The sequence below is a fragment of the Pseudomonas sp. genome, assembly GCF_051660785.1.
Lineage (GTDB): Bacteria > Pseudomonadota > Gammaproteobacteria > Pseudomonadales > Pseudomonadaceae > Aquipseudomonas.
This window is the reverse complement of sequence record NZ_JBOFQE010000089.1, coordinates 67,578-83,047: the sequence shown is the minus strand read 5'-3', so window position 1 is coordinate 83,047 and position 15,470 is coordinate 67,578. Positions and strand designations below refer to the sequence as shown.

Sequence of the window (15,470 nt, the reverse complement as noted above, 5' to 3'; positions counted from 1 at the left end):
GCGCCTAATCCTCGTCGGGTTTAATCAGGACAATTTTCCTGATCCTGCTCCCCTTGGGTAGGTGCTTTTTGGCTAAATAAGTCAGCCACTCTTCAAATCTGACCAGCAGCCAGAGACCTGCAAATACGCCGGAAAACTGGATTGCTTTCAATAGATGCTCGCTCAAGCGAACCTCCAGGGTGTAACGCCCTCACTCAACTTAAGCCCGCCATGTGCGGGCTTTTTTATTGGGATGAACAAACATGCCTATCCCTTCTTCAATCAATGATCTTTCGACCGCCGCCGGCAGTAACAGTCCAGCGGGTTCTGAATCGCCATCGTTGATAGATGACTATCTGCGCACCTATGCATCATACATCGCCCTTTTGCGCGATGGGGCGCAGAGTAATGGCTTCAATTACGCCGCCGCTGGCGGGACTGCAAACGCAATCACGGCAACCTATTCGCCAGCCATAACGACGCTCAGTGATAGCACCGTCCTGCTGGTCAAAGCATCATTGCTGAATACGGGGGCCACCACTTTTAGCCCGAATGGCCTCGCTGCCAAGCCTGTTGTCACCATTGCCCACGCGCCATTGCAAGGCGGGGAAATTGTAGCGAACGGCGAACTGTGTCTCCAATACAACACCAGTGTTAGCGGCGGTTCCTGGGTGTTGATTTACAGCTCAGGCAGTGTTTTGCAGGCTACGACACCCATTCAATCTCTGACGGCCTCTGTCGCGGCCAATGCGCTGACGGTCGCTTGGGCGCCGGCGCCACTGGTTTTCCGCAACGCTACAGCGACGGTTGGCACGCCAGTCGTTGCAAATATAGCGGCCGGTCTTTCCATTGTAGTGCCTGCCTCCGCAACGCTCGGAACGACTTCAGCATTGCAGGCTACGCTAGTGTTTCTGGTCGCCTACAACGCCGGAACACCAGTCCTGTGCGTGACCAACCTGGGCGGCGGGGCAGATTTGAGCGAGACAGGTTTTATTAGCCCAACGACGATCAGCGCCGCCTCGACCTCTGCGGGGGTTATTTACTCTGCGTCGGCTGTCGCCGCCGGATCGCCGTATCGCGTCGTCGGCTCCATTCAGATCACCGAAGCCACGGCGGGAGCCTGGGCGACGGCACCAACCTTGGTGCAGGGCAGTGGGGGGCAAGCGCTTACCGCTCTGTCGAGTATCGGTTTCGGGCAAGCGTGGCAGGACGTAACCGGCAGCCGGGTGCTGGGCACTGTTTATGCAAACACCACCGGCAGGCCGATAACTCTCAATGTGACGATGTCAATTACTGCGGCGGCAGGTGCGTCTGTTGTTGTGATGAATGGTCTATCTGTAAACGGCAATCCAAATAGCGGTGTCAATGCGTTTTCGGCAATAACCGTCATTGTTCCTGCAGGAGCGACCTACCGGGCAAGCTGTTCGGCAGGTACCCCAACCCTCTCGCAATGGCTGGAGCTTCGCTAATGAGCTATTTCAAAGATGATGCAGGGAACTGCTATTTCCTCAGCGCCGAAGATATCGCCAATGGTGGGCTGAGTTTACTGCCTGCAGATTGCGTCGCCATCACAGACGAGGAGGCGCACGCCATTCAAAACCCGCCTCCGACTCCACAGCAGATCCTCGCAGCGCAAAGTGCCAAGTTGCGTGGACTGGTGCAACTGGCAAGCGCTCAAAAGGCGGCGCTAGCTAATCGCATTGACGATATCGAGTTTTCCATTGCAGACGGCTCCTCTACCCCCGCTGATGAGACCGAATTGCCGGATCGCAAGGCGCAGTCGACCGCGTGGTATCGGTTCTCCTCCGCGCTGGGCCGTGTATCGGCCCAAGCCGGTTGGCCAGTAACGGTCACATGGCCAGTTCAGCCATCTGATGGGATGGACCTTAGCGTATCGGCCACATCGCCCGACACCGTCTAGAAGCCTGGAGAAATGTCATGCCCATCACCGCGCAGCAGTTGCGGCAAATCCTCCCGAACGCCGGCAAACAAGCCGGCGTTTTTGCGTCTGCGCTGAATTTGGCCATGGAGCGGTTCCAGATCAACACCCGGCTGAGGATGGCGGCCTTCATTGCCCAGGTAGGACATGAGAGCGGCCAGTTCCGGTACGTGAAGGAACTCGGCGGCGACCAGTACCTGAGCAAGTACGACACCGGAACCCTGGCCAAGCGGCTTGGCAATACGCCAGAGGCCGACGGGGACGGGCAACGATATCGAGGCCGCGGCCTGATTCAGGTGACTGGGCGCGACAACTATCTGGCATGCAGCAAGGCACTGTTTGGCGATGACCGCCTGCTGCGAACTCCTGAATTGCTGGAGCAAGCCGAGTGGGCCTGCAAGTCGGCGGCGTGGTTTTGGAATTCTCGCAACCTGAATGCGCTGGCTGATACTGGCGACCTGAAGACCATTACCCGGCGCATCAATGGCGGGCTGAACGGCTGGGATGAGCGTCAAGCGTTCTACGCCAAGGCGCTGAAGGTGCTGACATGAACCCGCTCCCGCTCCGCCTCCTTCCTTATATAGCTGCAATGGCTCTGGTAGCTGGCGCGCTGTTCGGCGTCTATCACCACGGGCTTTCGGTCAAGGATGCTGAGTGGGTTGGCCGCTGGAATGACCGTAATACCCTGGACGCGAAGGCGAAGGCTGCGAATGAAGCCGCAACCCGGGCCAAGGAGCAGGCATACCAACGCTCAATTGAAAAGGCGACCCAAGATGGACAACGTACGATCGATCAGGCAGTTGCTGACGCTGCTGCCGCTCGCGCTTCTGCTGACGGCCTGCGCGGGGCAGCCGACACCGTTGCCGCTCGACTCGCAGCCAGTGAAGGAAGCGGCAATTCCTGCGCTGCCGCCGCAAGCAAGGCAGCTACCCGCGCCGCAATGGTGCTTGCCGACGTGCTCAAGCGGGTTGATGAGAGAGCGGGCGATTTGGCTACAGTTGCTGACCAAGCCCGGGCCAGGGGAGTGACCTGCGAGCAGGCGTATGATGGGCTGTTTATTAAGCGCAGTCGCTTGAGACGGCCCAAGCGATGATTGCTACTGATCGATTGCTGACCGGTAAAGCGCTGGATCCCACCGGCGGCGCAACACATAACTACTCAACCACGATGCCGGAAATACCGGCTAAAGCAGCGTGTGCTAAGCAGACGCTGTAGCTTTACCATCACATCTTTTATCGCGTCTTTTTGTATCTGGCAAATGCCGAATAGTTTAATCGTCTGGTTTTGTAATGGAACGCAATCACTCCTATGAAAAAAGCATCTATAAACAAAAAGTTTTTTCCATTTGGTAAGTTAGAATTAACTTGTTGTTTTTATAAAGGCGAGGACAAGAAAATGACTACGCAGGATAGCGAGAAAACAGAAAAACCAGTTGTGGAAAAACCTAATGCGGACAGGCCAGCTCCTGTGGAAAAGCCGGCGTCTACGCCAGAACCAAATCAAGGGCAGGAACGATCAGAAAAAGACGCAAAGTGGCAGAAAGAGCAAACCGAAGCTGCAAAAGCAGACGCTGAGCGAAAGAAGCTTCAGGGATACTAGAAACTTATTAGAAAATTAACCGCCCGTAGCAAAATTTTGCACGTGGCTCCAAGGGTGGTTTGTACTGGTTGCAAGCCGCTCTGCCCAAGATGTAAAAGAGACGGCGTAAATTTTCTTTAGGAACGTACTGGATCTGGCGCCATAGCAATTACCCAGTTGATCGGTTTGCTATGTAGTGTTGCATGTCGATATCAAAGTCCTTGTTTGTCGTGTATTTGCCATTCTCTCAAAATGTTGTCAGCTTCGATTGAAGTGGTAGTAAATGGTTCGTGGTCGGGGTAGTCACTTAAATGAGCGGCCGCGTCTGCATCGGCCAACTGTAGTGTTTCTCTATAATTCCCGTGCCAAGCAGGCTTATGCTGAGAATGACCGCAAAGCGCAATGTAGTCACCAAATTTTTTGGGTTCTCTGGAAATAGATCTATTAGATTCGCTCATTCGTTCACCTAAAAAGATTAGTTATATATAAATTGATTATCAATCTATTATTACACCCGCTCCTTCTTGCCAAATGTGGAGTAGGACCTGAGAAACATAGAGTATAGAGTAGTCTTTTCAGGAACAAATGAAAGGCGAAGAACGTTCCATTTTGGCATCGGGTCGATTCCTTTCGATGAGTTTGAAGCGTATCAGGGGTCTATAAATGTAGACATGAGATCGTTAGCACCAGACCTGGCCCGTGGGTGCACTATCCCATAGACTTAGAACAAGCCATTACCTTCGAGATCTTCACCGACTGGGGATATCAAATAATGGCCTTGGTTGCGCACGTTGCCTATTGAACGGTCGACCTTGAACCATTCGAAAGTCTCTGTCGGCTCCCCCTGGAGCAGCACCATTTGTTCGGCGCGCTCCTTCGGTGTGGCCGGGTCGAGCCATTCGCGGGCCAGCTCCGGTGATAACACCACCGGCCTCCGGTCGTGAATGTCCACCATACCGCCAGCGCTGTCAGCGGTGATGATAACGAAGCCGTCATGCTCGCCGGGCTCATGCTCGGCATTCGGGTATTGACCGATTGCAGCACAGAGGATCGGTGACCTGTCACGGTGACGAATCAGGTAGGGCTGCTTCTTCGGTCCGCCTTCGTCCACCCATTCAAACCAGTTGTCGATCGCAATAATTGCCCGATGTGGCCAAATCGCGCGGAAAAAAGGGCCGTGGGCAACTTTCTCTACCCGGGCATTGATCGGTGCTGCGCGGTCTTTTGCCCAGTGCGGCCGCCAGCCCCAACGCACCATGTCGGCGTGTAACACGTTCTCCTCGAGGTGAAACAGGGCGAGCTGAGTCGTTGGTGCAGCGTTGTACCGCTCGAACGGCTGATCGCCAGTGTTGTTGACCAGCGCGCCGGGCATGCTCAGTGCCGCCACAAAGTCATGAATGCCCCGGTACTGGGAAAGTCGTCCACACATTGCCGCGTCCTCTCGTCGTGCTTTCAGCGTAGACCAGCCACTGTTGTCTTCGTTACAAACCCTTTTCCGGAGCAGGTCGGACAGTCGTCCCGCGGGCCGAAGCGATCAAGGCAGGTCGGGCAGGTGCAGAAGCTTGCCAGGTCGAGAAGTGGCCGTGCCTTTTCGAATGCGCGCAGATCGTGGCTCTCTCGGGCAAGCTGGGCAGTGTCGACCAGAGCGCGGTACATATCGGGATCTACGATCGGTTCGTATGTCACACCCTCGATCATTCGTTGAGTCTCGACAAGGTCGAAGAGTCGCCCGTCGGGCATGGCCATAGTCAACCCGGTAATTCTTGCGGTAGCCCCTGAGGCATTGAAAACAAGGTTTGCTCCGTTTGCATCCGGATAGGTCTTGCCGTCGTAGCCAGACCGCATAGGATCAGCAAGCGAGTTGGCGTCGTAGAAGATGGACCGGCCGATGCGACCAAATAGGTCAGTAGTCCCGCATAACACCACATCGTAGGAAGACGCGCCGCAGTAGCGCGGTGGCGAGTTAATCAGCTCTTCCACAGCGTGCCAGTAGGCGGCGTTCGCCATCTCATCCATGTCGAACTGTTCAAGCTTGTCGATCAAACCCTCGGTGGCCAAGGTTTTGCTCATTGCATGCAGGGTCTGGCGATGCGCCTCCGGGTTCTGCATTCGGAATTCGTGGTTATCGAGGGTCGAGCGCCACTTCTGAAGTCTCAGCGCTTGAGCCTGGTCAAAAGTCATTGAAAGAGTTCGCTTTACAAATACTGGTTGTATGTACAGTAATTGATGTTGGCGTACGGTGTCACAGAAAGCGACGAACTGTTCACGAGGAGCGTGAATCAGGACAGCCAGTAAATTGTCCCCAGTACGATGGCAGTCCATACGAAACCCAGGACGAAGAGTAAGCCGACAAAGCCTGTTTCGTTCATGGTGAACGTCCGCGAATCAAAACGATCGGTCGCTGGATGGATAAATGGGAATGCCGGGCTGCATTACGGTAGCCACCGAAAGCACTAGATCATTTAGCGACCACGGCTTGTGCAGGTAGAGTGTGGCGGCGGGCAAGTCAGTCGGATTGATCAGATATCCGGACGTGAGAATCGATGCAATTGAGGGCCAACGGCTTTGAATCAGCTCAATGAACTCTATCCCTTGGATCTGACCAGGCAATCCCTGATCCACGATAACAAGTGGGCAAGAACCTTGGTTCTGTAGAAGGTGGGTCAACGCGTCGTCTGCGGTCTCGAAAGCCAGAGTGTTGGCGCCGATCTCCGCCAAGATGTCCGTCATGAGAGAACGTAAAGTCGGGTCATCCTCAACGACTATCACATCTCCTTCGATCGGCAGTAATCCCTCCCAATTCACGTTCAATCTACTTTTCCTAGTCGTCGGTATTTTTGCGTTATGAAAGGACAGCGTAGGCCGATTTCCGTTCATGGAGGACAGCGGGAATGATTTTGGCTCACGATTTTTCGTGACCGGTCATGTCACGCTTTGGAGGGGACTGGAATCGATCCCATGCCGATACCCTGTCTGGGGACTCAGTACCTAATGTAAGGAAAGACCCCCGCTATTGGGGATTGTCGCTAAGACAATAGAAGTCTAGCGTCACGAAGTGACCGTTTTATCACCGTGCCATGAAGCCAGGAGCCTGCCTTTGCCTGCTGGCTTGGTTCTTGCTCAGAGGCTAGGACCCAACATTCGCTGGATCATCAAAGCCGGAGAATAGCGCCTTGTGGAAACATCCTCTGCTGCTCGGCATCACCTGCGCAATTGCGATCCTCACATTCGGCTTTGCTGCGAGCATTATCCTTATTCAGTGGCAGCTGAGATGACCAATCGACCCAAAGCAACCGTGCAGTCGTCCGCTTCGTAAAGAGTTCATGGCATTGAAGCCGTTCTCGAACGGCCCCTTTTTACAGATCGCCGCCTGTCGTGAAGGACAGCAAGCGACCCATAGCAGACGCTCAGGAGTCGCGCCGAACGAGGGTGTAGTGCTGCCGCTAGCTGAAATGTATGCCTCAATCGGCTCGCCTTTCAGCCGCGAAATAAGCATCCAGAAATACGTCTAGACGCTATTTTGTGATCGGCGAGCTATTGGTCAAGGCTATCGTGTTGGTATTCCATCAATACAATCCTTGTCCCTTCTCCGCGCGTCACGTTGAAGTTGGTTCACGAAGCTTTCAACTTTCCGTTGCGTCAGGCCGCTGAGGTTATGGAAGCGCATGCCGACGAAGGTTCTGTCGAGGCGAGTTTCATAGCGAAGGTGACGTAGCTCTAGCGTATTTAGATTGACGCTCAGCGGAGCGCCTGTAGACATCCGTTCGTAGATGCATCCCATCCGAAGCCGATCTTCGAGATTACCATCGAAGCTTACTTTACAACCGGTGGCGGAAATTTCGAGTAAGCGCCCGCGCAGAGCGCCGCTACGTCGGAGCTTATCGCCGTCTAAGATGATGTCGATCCGTTGTGATAATTTGAGCGTCGCTCGAAACGCGTTGCGGCGCTGATAATAAATAACTTCGTCGGGCATTCCCATTTGAAAGCATCGCAGGCCACCGATCGTGCAGATGTGTACAGGGTTGCTGCACTCCCAGGCGATTAGCACTCCGCCGTGCGAACCTTCGATGCGATAAGGCTCCCTTTCATTCAGGAAAACTGCAGCATCACGAGAAATAATTTCATCTAGCGTGAGCGTATGGCGATCGCAGTCAACCTGAACCAAATACGTTTTAAAACTTTTTCCGTATTTGGGAAATGTTAATGTCAGGGGCGCACGAGTCTCCACTAAAGAAAGCAGCCTCGACGCTACCTCTAACGGCGTGCTCAGGATTTGGTGGTACTGTAATCCATTGGCGATCTCAGACATTGGCTGTCAATCTCTCGTGTAAACAATCGCGATAAAGGCATTTGGCCACTACTGCTTAAGCACGATAGACGCAAACCGACGTAGCATTCTGGAAAATGATGAACGGTATAGCGGTTCTGAAGTCTCGCGCGGGCTGCGGATGATGCAAGATATTGGCAGCTACGTTGCGGTTTGGTTCTAGTCTTCGTTGGAAGACGCGGGGAACTTACCTTCCCATACACGCCGTGAATGCTTGCACTGACGTGGAAGCAGGCTTACATCGAACGTCCGTTTTTGGCCGATTTCTGCCTGTGAGAGATCACTCGGGCGCCATCAGCACCGCAAGCGTCAATTTGATGAACTCCTCATTTCGGTCGATCGCTTCCAAAGCGCCGCGCACGTTACCGGCAACTTCGGCGGAACCTCGTTGCTCGACCCAATTTGTCAGCTCCATGATGGCGGCCTCTAGAGCCAGTTGGTTTTCGTTGATCTTGTAGAGCAGGGAAGGGAGCAGGTCTGAGTTGGGCATCGTGATTTTCCTCCGTGAAGGAGGAGAGCGTAGCAGTCAAAAAAAAGGATGAGGATTCGGTCGGCAGGACGCCGGAATGCAGGGACTTTCTTGTCGAAAGCCTGTAGGGACTTTTGCGGGGATTCGTAAAACACGGTTAGTCACGGTAGGGCATCGATTGCAGTGGGCGCCGTTCCAAAGGACTGTTCCGTAAGGCTTTTTAGCGCCCCTGCAAGCATGGGGTGCTAGGGGTCGAGTGTTCGAATCACTCCGTCCCGACCATATTTCCTGAGTAAAATCAGACAGTTAAGCCGATCAGATAGATCGGCTTTTTTGTGCCTGCGCAAAACCCACAGAATTCCTGTCCGTCACGGCTTCCGCTTAGTTCCTTCATCCCCCGAACCACTCGACGTCGCCGCGTCTTTTTCCATCTCCTCCGACTCTGCACCGGAATTGGAGCCCGACGCCTCCTCGCCCTTTTTGTCAGCCTTTTCCTCGTTAGACTCGCCCCCCTGGTTAAGCCCCGGAAGGGCGCTGGGTGGGATGGTCGCGTCTTCCGTGTTTTTCTCTGTCGCGAGCGAGTAGATCGAGTAGATCGATAGAAGTCCCGTGAGCATGAAAGCGGCAATTTTACTGTTCATCGTTTGCGCCTACCGTGCGAGTGGATGTATGCATTGGAAGAGTGCGGAGGGTGAACGTGCTGATGCCAGGACGAGCGGTAGAGCACATGTGCCCAGCTTTTTACGTGAGAGACGTTTATGCGGCTACTACAATGGCGCCGTGCAAAGGACGGAGAAGAGTGGAATGAGTACGCGTAGACCCATCAAGATCCAGCTTCGAGCGTTTCGAGATTCAAAAGGGTGAAGTAGCCCAGATCCGGCTTCCAGCCACCAGTGTCGATATGAATCACATTGCCAAGCCTGACCGGTTTTCGAATGGGTGTATGCCCGACGATCAGTGCTCGCAGACCTTCAACGCCCTGCATCTCCCACTGATCGAGCCGGCTTCGGGACCACATGCAGCGGTTCTGCACCTGCATCAGGCGCTTGTTGCTCTCGGGCGATTCCAGTTCCTTGCGCAATTGCTCCCAAGATGGAAATGGACAATCGGCGTGCACGATGCCGACCAGGCCTTGTGCTGTTTCGACTTCGATGGCGACAGGCAACTCAGCAAATTTCGCTGCGAATTTTTTCTGCTCGGGCAGCGATAGCTCCGTAAACCAAAAGCCGCCGTTGTAGATCCAGCTATCAACGTCGCAGGTATCGAAGTGAACTACGTAATCGTCATGGTTGCCGCACACTGGGTGAAACCATGGCTTGTCCAGCCAGTCGAGCGCGGCACGGCACTCGGGCCCACGGTCGATCAGGTCGCCAACGCTGAAAAGGCGATCGACCTCTGGGTTAAACCTGTTTTCATGCAAAGCACCCTGCAGCCGAGTGAAATAGCCATGAATGTCGCCGACCGCAAAATCCCGACCCGCAGGGTTTGCGGCGAAGCGCTTTATGCGCATCTGTTTAGATTCGGACATGACAATGCCTCATCCGCCGCTCGCTGGCGGTCTGGTGGTCCATTGAGTTTAGGCTGTGCCAGGGTATTACCGGCGAACCGCGAGCTACGGTTGCCGCGGTCCCGCGCATCGCAGGCCAGGCTTGGCTATGAGGCATTCAATGAGGCAAGAGATATGGCTAATGACAGTCAGTTGAGCCGTAACGCGATTTGTAGCAGCCGGACGCAGGCTTCGCCAGCCGCTACAAAAATTGCGCTGCCTTGAAACTGCTTAACTGATCGGCATCAGGTGAGCAGGCTGCTGTTTTTCCACTGAGCGATCATCTTCAATACAGTACTGTTCCTTGCTGACCAATAACCGTCAAAGCGAGTAACCGGCCACCTGCCCGAGGTGGTTGTCCTGTACGGCGGCGATGAGGTGCAGTGGAATGTGTTGTTGTTCAGTGGATGGGATTTCGACACTGCCCACGATCTGGGGGCGTCGCTCACTCAGTCCGGTCGACTCTTCTGCCTTTGCCATAGCCATTCTCGCGTGGTTCGCTGCGATTTCATTGAGAGTTGACACGTTACATCTCCGGTGACTGACCAAGCGTATCGCTGGAGTCCTTAAGCGTTGATTGGATTTGCCGCCGCGTCAGAATTACGTCGTTCTGGGGCTGCCAAGACCGGCATGTGCAATCCCTAAGCCAGACCGGGTCGAACAATGCGTGCCGCGATTTCATTGGCGACGAGTGGTTGTCATGGTTAACAAAGACTCTCAACAACCAGATAAATGTCGATCAAAGAGTCACTTCAAAGTCGACAATGGTACCCGGGGCAAATACATAGGACCGTGGTGCGGGGGTGTATACCCCATTGGCATTCGAAAGCGACCGCCCCGAGGCATCGCAATAAATGGCGTCTCCTTTACTGTCTACTCCGCGGATGACAAACGTGTACTCAATATTCGGATCGACCTCAATGCCCGCGGTCATGGGAACTCGCTCGACATCGCGCCAAAAATACTTCGCGAGGCGTCTGAAGACATTTTGTTGTCGAACCAGCCCCAGCAATTGTTGCGGTGTAGACCCGGGGTTGATCGGCCTTGTCTGCTGCATGATTTCCACGATTTTCTTCGCACGTTCCCGGTGAACCTTCAAGGCCACCCAAGCCTTGGTCTTTGGCGGTTTCGGTGTAACGTTTTCAGCCTGGCGGTTTTGCCGCAAGTTGAGTGCGACCATGAGCGAATTGACGCTTGCACTTCCTCCCGCGAGCACAAGCGCCGTCAAGAACCGCGTTTCGAAACTTGATGTGACCTCGGACAGGTAGATATTCATCAGGTCTGCAATGAAATCAATATTAAAACTACGCACAACTAAATAGGCGGCCAAGAACATCACGACGGTGCGAACGCCGCGTCCGTCAAAGAACTCGAGAAAGACGCGCCAATTGAACAGCACAGCGAATGCCGATTCGAGTATCACCGCCATCACGAGCATTGCAAAAAGAAGGCGCGTAGTCTTTCCGATCAACGCAGGATCTTGCGCAGTCGGCGTGTTTGTAATTTCGACAAGGCTGGTTTTGGAACTGTTCCCCTGGGTAAAGACAATGGGTACTTCGGAGTCGGCGGGCGGTGGATTCGAGGCGGTATAGGTCAGAATCCAGTAGGCTTGCGGTGTACCGCTCTCAGTCGTGAGCACACGTGCGCCTGAGGGGGCCGTGCCCACAATTCCGATTTTTTCCGTGCCTTGTTCCAATACGATCGTACTGCCCGGCTGTACGAACAGTCGGGGAAGGTCCGCCTGCGCGGGAGTCGCTGTGGCTGCCAGCACAAGCATGGACGAGACTATTATCAGCAGCCCTCGAAAGTTGAAAATCGTCTGTGCCAAGGTTGTGGGCCACATTGATGCTGCTCCTTCTTCATGGGAGGGGGCTCATGCAACATCGAACGCCAATGACAGATCCGGTTCATGCTGGGGGCTTTTGAAAATATAACTGCAAGTGGCAAATGCGCAAGGCGTGTAAAGCGTCGCGCAAGTTGTTGTAACGGTAACTTATCACTGGGTTACCACGCGTTCGCCAGCAATAAATTCCATAGCAAAATTTCATATGCTATTTCTTTGACACTCATCATTATTGCCACTTGACTGATAAACAGCCTGACGAGAAGGATTGCCAAATACTGTATTTAAGCTCGCGGGTCGATATCGATTATCGCTCTAACACAACTTTCGTCAGAGTGTGATTCAAACGTTGGTCAGACAAGGAGAAATGGAGTGGACAAGTCCGACTACCCTTCACCGCCTACTCGCAAACTGCGAGTCTATGCATTCGACCCGCAAGCCTCGACCCAAATGGACACGGTGCAAATCAATCATGCCACCATTGAATTACCCTGGGAGCAACGTTGGGAGCCGGAGATCCTGCCAGGGCCTGTGAACGAGTATCTCGAAGTCATCGATGTTGACCCTACGAGCGGACAGTTCTACAAGCCTGTTAATTTGAATGATCCGCATCTGTTGGCCCAGGATGGCCTCGCGCCTTCCGAGGGAGACCCGCGCTTTCATCAGCAGATGGTCTTCACCGTTGCGATGAAGACCATCAAACTGTTCGAACGGGCTCTGGGGCGCAAAGTGTTCTGGTCACCCAGAGCCGTCGAGGATGCAGTCACCAAAAAAACCAAGTCTTACGTCTATGTGCGAAGGTTGCGCATTTATCCCCACGCATTACGCGAGGCTAACGCCTATTACAGCCCTGCGAAGAAAGCTTTGTTGTTCGGTTACTTCAAGGCTTCGATGAGTGATTCCGGGGTGAACTTGCCGGGCGGCTGGATCTTCACGGCGCTGTCCCACGATATTGTTGCGCATGAAACGACTCATGCCATTCTGGACGGCTTGCACCGTCGTTACATCGAGTCGACCAGCGTTGATAGCCTGGCTTTTCATGAAGCCTTCGCCGACATTGTTGCGCTGTTGATGCATTTCACTTTGCCGGAAGTTGTGTCCAGTCAGTTGGCGGCACGCCGTGGCAACTTGAGTGAGCGTTCCTGGTTGAGTGGCCTGGCTCGCCAATTCGGCGAGGCCTCGGGACGATATGCAGCATTGCGCGACGCCATCGACGAGAAAGGCAAGGACGGCTTGCCTGACCCGACTCGACTTGCGCGGCTGAGCGAACCTCATGAGCGGGGCGCGATACTGGTTGCCGCTGTTTTCGACGCTTTTATTACCATTTACGAACAGCGCACGACCGATCTTTTTCGCCTGGCTGGGCACGACAAGACGTCGACGGCCAACTTGTCGACAGAGCTGATCGCACGCCTGACCCGTGAAGCCGTGAAGTCTGCCGATCATGTGTTGCGCATGTGCATTCGTGCGCTGGACTATTTGCCGCCGGTTGATGTGCATTTTGGCGAGTTTCTGCGCGCGATAGTCACGGCCGATAACGACCTGGTACCGGATGACCGGATGCACTATCGCCTGGCCGTCATCCAGGCGTTCAGACGCCGCGGCATTTTTCCGGACAAGTGTTTGTCCCTGGCACCGGACAGCCTGCTATGGGAATCAGTAAAAGGTGTTCAGACAGAGGAACTGACGCTGACGGCCGATGACCTTCTTGAGTTCAAGGCTCCCCCGAATCAGAGCTGGCGAGGTGGATCGCTTGATCTCACTCCACAGTACGTACGGGAAAAGGCGTTTCGTCAGTCAGAACACAACCGTCAGGTTGTGTGGAACTGGTTGATGGAAGAGTCAGAGCATGACGCTGAATGGGAGAGGGTATTAGGGATTTTTTTTATGGCGCATCCGGGCGCAATCACGATGCAAGGTTCATTGTTCACCGGATGGGACGGGGTTCAACCAGCCGTAGAAGTGCACTCGGTGCGAACATGCCGCAGGGCAGGGCCGGATGGGCAGGACCTTCGGCAACTGGTCGTCGAAATTACTCAGCGCCGTCGCGGCTACTTCGATGTCGGGCAACAGCGTAAGGAAGATGTCGCACCTCTGCGCGAAAAGGATTACAGCCCTTACGACTTTACTTTTCGCGGGGGCGCGACGCTGATCATTGACCTGCGCGATGGCACGCTGCGCTACGTCATCCGCAAGCGCATCAATGACGATGATCGCTTGGGTGAACAAAGTAGTTTCCTCCAGACCGGAAATGATGGACTCGCCCTGACTTACCGTCGCCCGCGCCTGGGCGATAACGCCTTTGCCATGACCCACCGAGGAGTATGACGCCATGACGGATTCCAATCTTCAGGGCAAGGTGGCGATTCGCATGTACCGTGGAATTCTGGGCGACTGCTTTCTGATTCGCTACCTGGAAGCCGGCACAACCCGCCACATACTGATCGACTGTGGCGTGTTGCAAGGGTCGAAGGACGGCAAGCTCAAAATGGCGCGTATCGTCGACGACATTCACAAAACCACCGGGGGCGTGCTGGACCTGGTGGTGGTGACCCACGAGCATCATGACCACACGAGCGGCTTCCTTTATGAACAGGCGCGCTTTTTTGGCGAGGATTTTCGCATCGGTGAACTCTGGCTGGCCTGGACCGAGGACCCGAATGACTCTCAGGCAGTAGCGCTGCATGCCCGCTTCAAAAAGGCGAAAGTGGCTTTGGCTGGCGTCGTCGGTCTGAGTGGAAACGGGACTGCATTGAGCCAGGATGCGCGAATCAAGACGGTACATGGCCTGGGGGCCTTTATCGAACCGCTTGCCGGTCTTGCCAGTAAGGACAAGCGAACAACCATTGAAAAGCTCAAAGCCAAGGCGGGATCGAAAGCCATCCGCTATCTGGAACCTGGTGAAGTTGCGCGACCGGCCGCCATCGGTACGCTCAAGGCGTACGTCATGGGGCCGCCACGTTCCGAAGAGCGTTTGCGCAAGGACTTGCCAAGCAAGGGGACGGGTAAAGAGGTCTACGTGACCAGCCTGGACGAAGCCATGGCGTTGGAGGAGCGGACGCTGCGGCTCAAAGGTGTGGTCCCTCCCGCGGCCGATACCCCGTTCGCCTCTCCTTATCAGCGTACGTACGAAAAGGCGCAAAGCGATACTGATGCCCACAGCGGGGCGGATGAAGATGAGGCCAGTGTCGAACAACGCTATTTCAGCAGCGAAAACCAATGGCGTTGCATTGAAGACGAATGGCTGGATGGGGCGGAAACCCTTGCCCTAAAGATGGATTCGGACACTAACAATACAAGTCTGGTCCTGGCTTTCGAACTGCCCGATGGGCAAATCCTGCTCTTTCCCGGAGACGCCCAAGTGGGCAACTGGTTATCCTGGGGGGATCAGACTTATCCCAAGAAGAAAGTCGCAGGATCGCCCGCGCCACTGACGCGAGATGAAATCCTCGCACGGGTTACGCTTTACAAAGTTGGCCATCATTGCAGCCATAACGCCACCGCTCGTGCGGCAGGATTGGAGAAAATGCATGATTCGCGGTTGGTGGCGATGATTCCTGTCGACGCTGATGTTGCGAAAGGCAAAGACTGGAAAATGCCCTATCCGGACCTTCTGAGTGCGCTGCAACAACGCACTAAAAATCGGGTTGTTTCAGGTGATGGCAAACCAGAAAGCGAAATGAAAACCTTCAAAGATTCACCGACAGACCCGAATAACCCTGTGGTCCTGAATTATGGGCCAAATGAATCGTGGGTGGAGTTATTGATCCCATATTGAAATCAACCTAT

At 54.4% G+C, this 15,470-nt stretch carries 18 protein-coding genes; 7 read left to right on the top strand and 11 right to left on the bottom strand.

Features of this window, described 5'->3' with window-relative positions; genetic code table 11:
- Nucleotides 1–4: 4 nt before the first annotated feature.
- A complete protein-coding gene (locus tag ACRC4F_RS24975; RefSeq protein ID WP_438661761.1) occupies nucleotides 5–166 on the bottom strand; it encodes a hypothetical protein in 162 nt (53 codons plus the stop codon).
- Nucleotides 167–242: 76 nt separating this feature from the next.
- Here ACRC4F_RS24975 and ACRC4F_RS24970 point away from each other — a divergent pair, with 76 nt between their 5' ends.
- From ACRC4F_RS24970 to ACRC4F_RS24950, 5 genes are all read left to right on the top strand, one after another.
- Nucleotides 243–1,448, top strand: coding sequence for a hypothetical protein (locus ACRC4F_RS24970; protein ID WP_438661760.1), 1,206 nt, complete (start codon nucleotides 243–245; stop codon nucleotides 1,446–1,448).
- The gene (locus ACRC4F_RS24965) at nucleotides 1,448–1,900 is read left to right on the top strand and encodes a hypothetical protein (protein WP_438661759.1); all 453 of its coding nucleotides are present in this window, start codon (nucleotides 1,448–1,450) and stop codon (nucleotides 1,898–1,900) included. Before ACRC4F_RS24970 ends, ACRC4F_RS24965 begins: the two co-directional genes overlap by 1 nt.
- 17 nt (nucleotides 1,901–1,917) lie before the next feature.
- Nucleotides 1,918–2,469 carry a glycoside hydrolase family 19 protein gene (locus tag ACRC4F_RS24960; RefSeq protein ID WP_438661758.1) on the top strand — a complete coding sequence of 184 codons (552 nt, stop codon included), beginning with the start codon at nucleotides 1,918–1,920 and terminating at the stop codon, nucleotides 2,467–2,469.
- Complete coding sequence (locus ACRC4F_RS24955; protein ID WP_438661757.1) at nucleotides 2,466–3,011, top strand: DUF2514 family protein; 546 nt, start codon at nucleotides 2,466–2,468, stop codon at nucleotides 3,009–3,011. Before ACRC4F_RS24960 ends, ACRC4F_RS24955 begins: the two co-directional genes overlap by 4 nt.
- Before the next feature lie 215 nt (nucleotides 3,012–3,226).
- The gene (locus tag ACRC4F_RS24950; protein WP_438661756.1) at nucleotides 3,227–3,517 is read left to right on the top strand and encodes a hypothetical protein; all 291 of its coding nucleotides are present in this window, start codon (nucleotides 3,227–3,229) and stop codon (nucleotides 3,515–3,517) included.
- A 191-nt stretch (nucleotides 3,518–3,708) separates the two neighbouring features.
- Here the strand turns inward: ACRC4F_RS24950 and ACRC4F_RS24945 are convergent, their stop codons facing one another.
- The 10 genes from ACRC4F_RS24945 to ACRC4F_RS24900 form a co-directional block, all read right to left on the bottom strand.
- Complete coding sequence (locus ACRC4F_RS24945; protein ID WP_438661755.1) at nucleotides 3,709–3,954, bottom strand: hypothetical protein; 246 nt, start codon at nucleotides 3,952–3,954, stop codon at nucleotides 3,709–3,711.
- A gap of 263 nt (nucleotides 3,955–4,217) precedes the next feature.
- On the bottom strand, nucleotides 4,218–4,925 hold the full coding sequence (locus ACRC4F_RS24940) for an SOS response-associated peptidase family protein (protein ID WP_438661754.1): 708 nt from the start codon (nucleotides 4,923–4,925) through the stop codon (nucleotides 4,218–4,220).
- A 23-nt stretch (nucleotides 4,926–4,948) separates the two neighbouring features.
- Nucleotides 4,949–5,677 (bottom strand): hypothetical protein, encoded by a 729-nt coding sequence (locus tag ACRC4F_RS24935; protein ID WP_438661753.1) that lies wholly within the window; start codon nucleotides 5,675–5,677, stop codon nucleotides 4,949–4,951.
- A gap of 204 nt (nucleotides 5,678–5,881) precedes the next feature.
- Entirely contained in the window at nucleotides 5,882–6,307 is a 426-nt protein-coding gene (locus ACRC4F_RS24930; RefSeq protein WP_438661752.1) for a response regulator, read from the bottom strand.
- A gap of 736 nt (nucleotides 6,308–7,043) precedes the next feature.
- Nucleotides 7,044–7,805, bottom strand: coding sequence for a flagellar brake protein (locus tag ACRC4F_RS24925; RefSeq protein WP_438661751.1), 762 nt, complete (start codon nucleotides 7,803–7,805; stop codon nucleotides 7,044–7,046).
- Between the two features lie 298 nt (nucleotides 7,806–8,103).
- On the bottom strand, nucleotides 8,104–8,313 hold the full coding sequence (locus tag ACRC4F_RS24920) for a hypothetical protein (RefSeq protein ID WP_438661750.1): 210 nt from the start codon (nucleotides 8,311–8,313) through the stop codon (nucleotides 8,104–8,106).
- A gap of 347 nt (nucleotides 8,314–8,660) precedes the next feature.
- Complete coding sequence (locus tag ACRC4F_RS24915) at nucleotides 8,661–8,933, bottom strand: hypothetical protein (RefSeq protein WP_438661749.1); 273 nt, start codon at nucleotides 8,931–8,933, stop codon at nucleotides 8,661–8,663.
- 182 nt (nucleotides 8,934–9,115) lie between these two features.
- Nucleotides 9,116–9,820 carry a metallophosphoesterase gene (locus ACRC4F_RS24910; RefSeq protein WP_438661748.1) on the bottom strand — a complete coding sequence of 235 codons (705 nt, stop codon included), beginning with the start codon at nucleotides 9,818–9,820 and terminating at the stop codon, nucleotides 9,116–9,118.
- A gap of 339 nt (nucleotides 9,821–10,159) precedes the next feature.
- Nucleotides 10,160–10,363: a hypothetical protein gene (locus ACRC4F_RS24905; protein WP_438661747.1), complete on the bottom strand. Its 204-nt coding sequence runs from the start codon at nucleotides 10,361–10,363 to the stop codon at nucleotides 10,160–10,162.
- A gap of 214 nt (nucleotides 10,364–10,577) precedes the next feature.
- Entirely contained in the window at nucleotides 10,578–11,681 is a 1,104-nt protein-coding gene (locus tag ACRC4F_RS24900; RefSeq protein ID WP_438661746.1) for a hypothetical protein, read from the bottom strand.
- A gap of 372 nt (nucleotides 11,682–12,053) precedes the next feature.
- On the opposite strand from ACRC4F_RS24900, the gene ACRC4F_RS24895 reads away from it, so the two are divergent.
- Both ACRC4F_RS24895 and ACRC4F_RS24890 read left to right on the top strand, forming a co-directional pair.
- On the top strand, nucleotides 12,054–14,009 hold the full coding sequence (locus ACRC4F_RS24895) for a hypothetical protein (RefSeq protein ID WP_438661745.1): 1,956 nt from the start codon (nucleotides 12,054–12,056) through the stop codon (nucleotides 14,007–14,009).
- A 4-nt stretch (nucleotides 14,010–14,013) separates the two neighbouring features.
- Nucleotides 14,014–15,459, top strand: a complete 1,446-nt coding sequence (locus ACRC4F_RS24890) for an MBL fold metallo-hydrolase (RefSeq protein WP_438661744.1) — start codon at nucleotides 14,014–14,016, stop codon at nucleotides 15,457–15,459.
- Nucleotides 15,460–15,470: the final 11 nt, after the last annotated feature.

Excerpts from the sequence above, each read along its gene's own strand:
- ACRC4F_RS24970 (WP_438661760.1), top strand. The coding sequence starts at position 243 with ATGCCTATCCCTTCTTCAATCAATGATCTTTCGACCGCCGCCGGCAGT.
- ACRC4F_RS24965 (WP_438661759.1), top strand. The coding sequence starts at position 1,448 with ATGAGCTATTTCAAAGATGATGCAGGGAACTGCTATTTCCTCAGCGCC.
- ACRC4F_RS24960 (WP_438661758.1), top strand. The coding sequence starts at position 1,918 with ATGCCCATCACCGCGCAGCAGTTGCGGCAAATCCTCCCGAACGCCGGC.
- ACRC4F_RS24955 (WP_438661757.1), top strand. The coding sequence starts at position 2,466 with ATGAACCCGCTCCCGCTCCGCCTCCTTCCTTATATAGCTGCAATGGCT.
- ACRC4F_RS24950 (WP_438661756.1), top strand. The coding sequence starts at position 3,227 with ATGAAAAAAGCATCTATAAACAAAAAGTTTTTTCCATTTGGTAAGTTA.
- ACRC4F_RS24945 (WP_438661755.1), bottom strand. The coding sequence starts at position 3,954 with ATGAGCGAATCTAATAGATCTATTTCCAGAGAACCCAAAAAATTTGGT.
- ACRC4F_RS24940 (WP_438661754.1), bottom strand. The coding sequence starts at position 4,925 with ATGTGTGGACGACTTTCCCAGTACCGGGGCATTCATGACTTTGTGGCG.
- ACRC4F_RS24935 (WP_438661753.1), bottom strand. The coding sequence starts at position 5,677 with ATGACTTTTGACCAGGCTCAAGCGCTGAGACTTCAGAAGTGGCGCTCG.
- ACRC4F_RS24925 (WP_438661751.1), bottom strand. The coding sequence starts at position 7,805 with ATGTCTGAGATCGCCAATGGATTACAGTACCACCAAATCCTGAGCACG.
- ACRC4F_RS24920 (WP_438661750.1), bottom strand. The coding sequence starts at position 8,313 with ATGCCCAACTCAGACCTGCTCCCTTCCCTGCTCTACAAGATCAACGAA.
- ACRC4F_RS24915 (WP_438661749.1), bottom strand. The coding sequence starts at position 8,933 with ATGAACAGTAAAATTGCCGCTTTCATGCTCACGGGACTTCTATCGATC.
- ACRC4F_RS24910 (WP_438661748.1), bottom strand. The coding sequence starts at position 9,820 with ATGTCCGAATCTAAACAGATGCGCATAAAGCGCTTCGCCGCAAACCCT.
- ACRC4F_RS24900 (WP_438661746.1), bottom strand. The coding sequence starts at position 11,681 with ATGTGGCCCACAACCTTGGCACAGACGATTTTCAACTTTCGAGGGCTG.
- ACRC4F_RS24890 (WP_438661744.1), top strand. The coding sequence starts at position 14,014 with ATGACGGATTCCAATCTTCAGGGCAAGGTGGCGATTCGCATGTACCGT.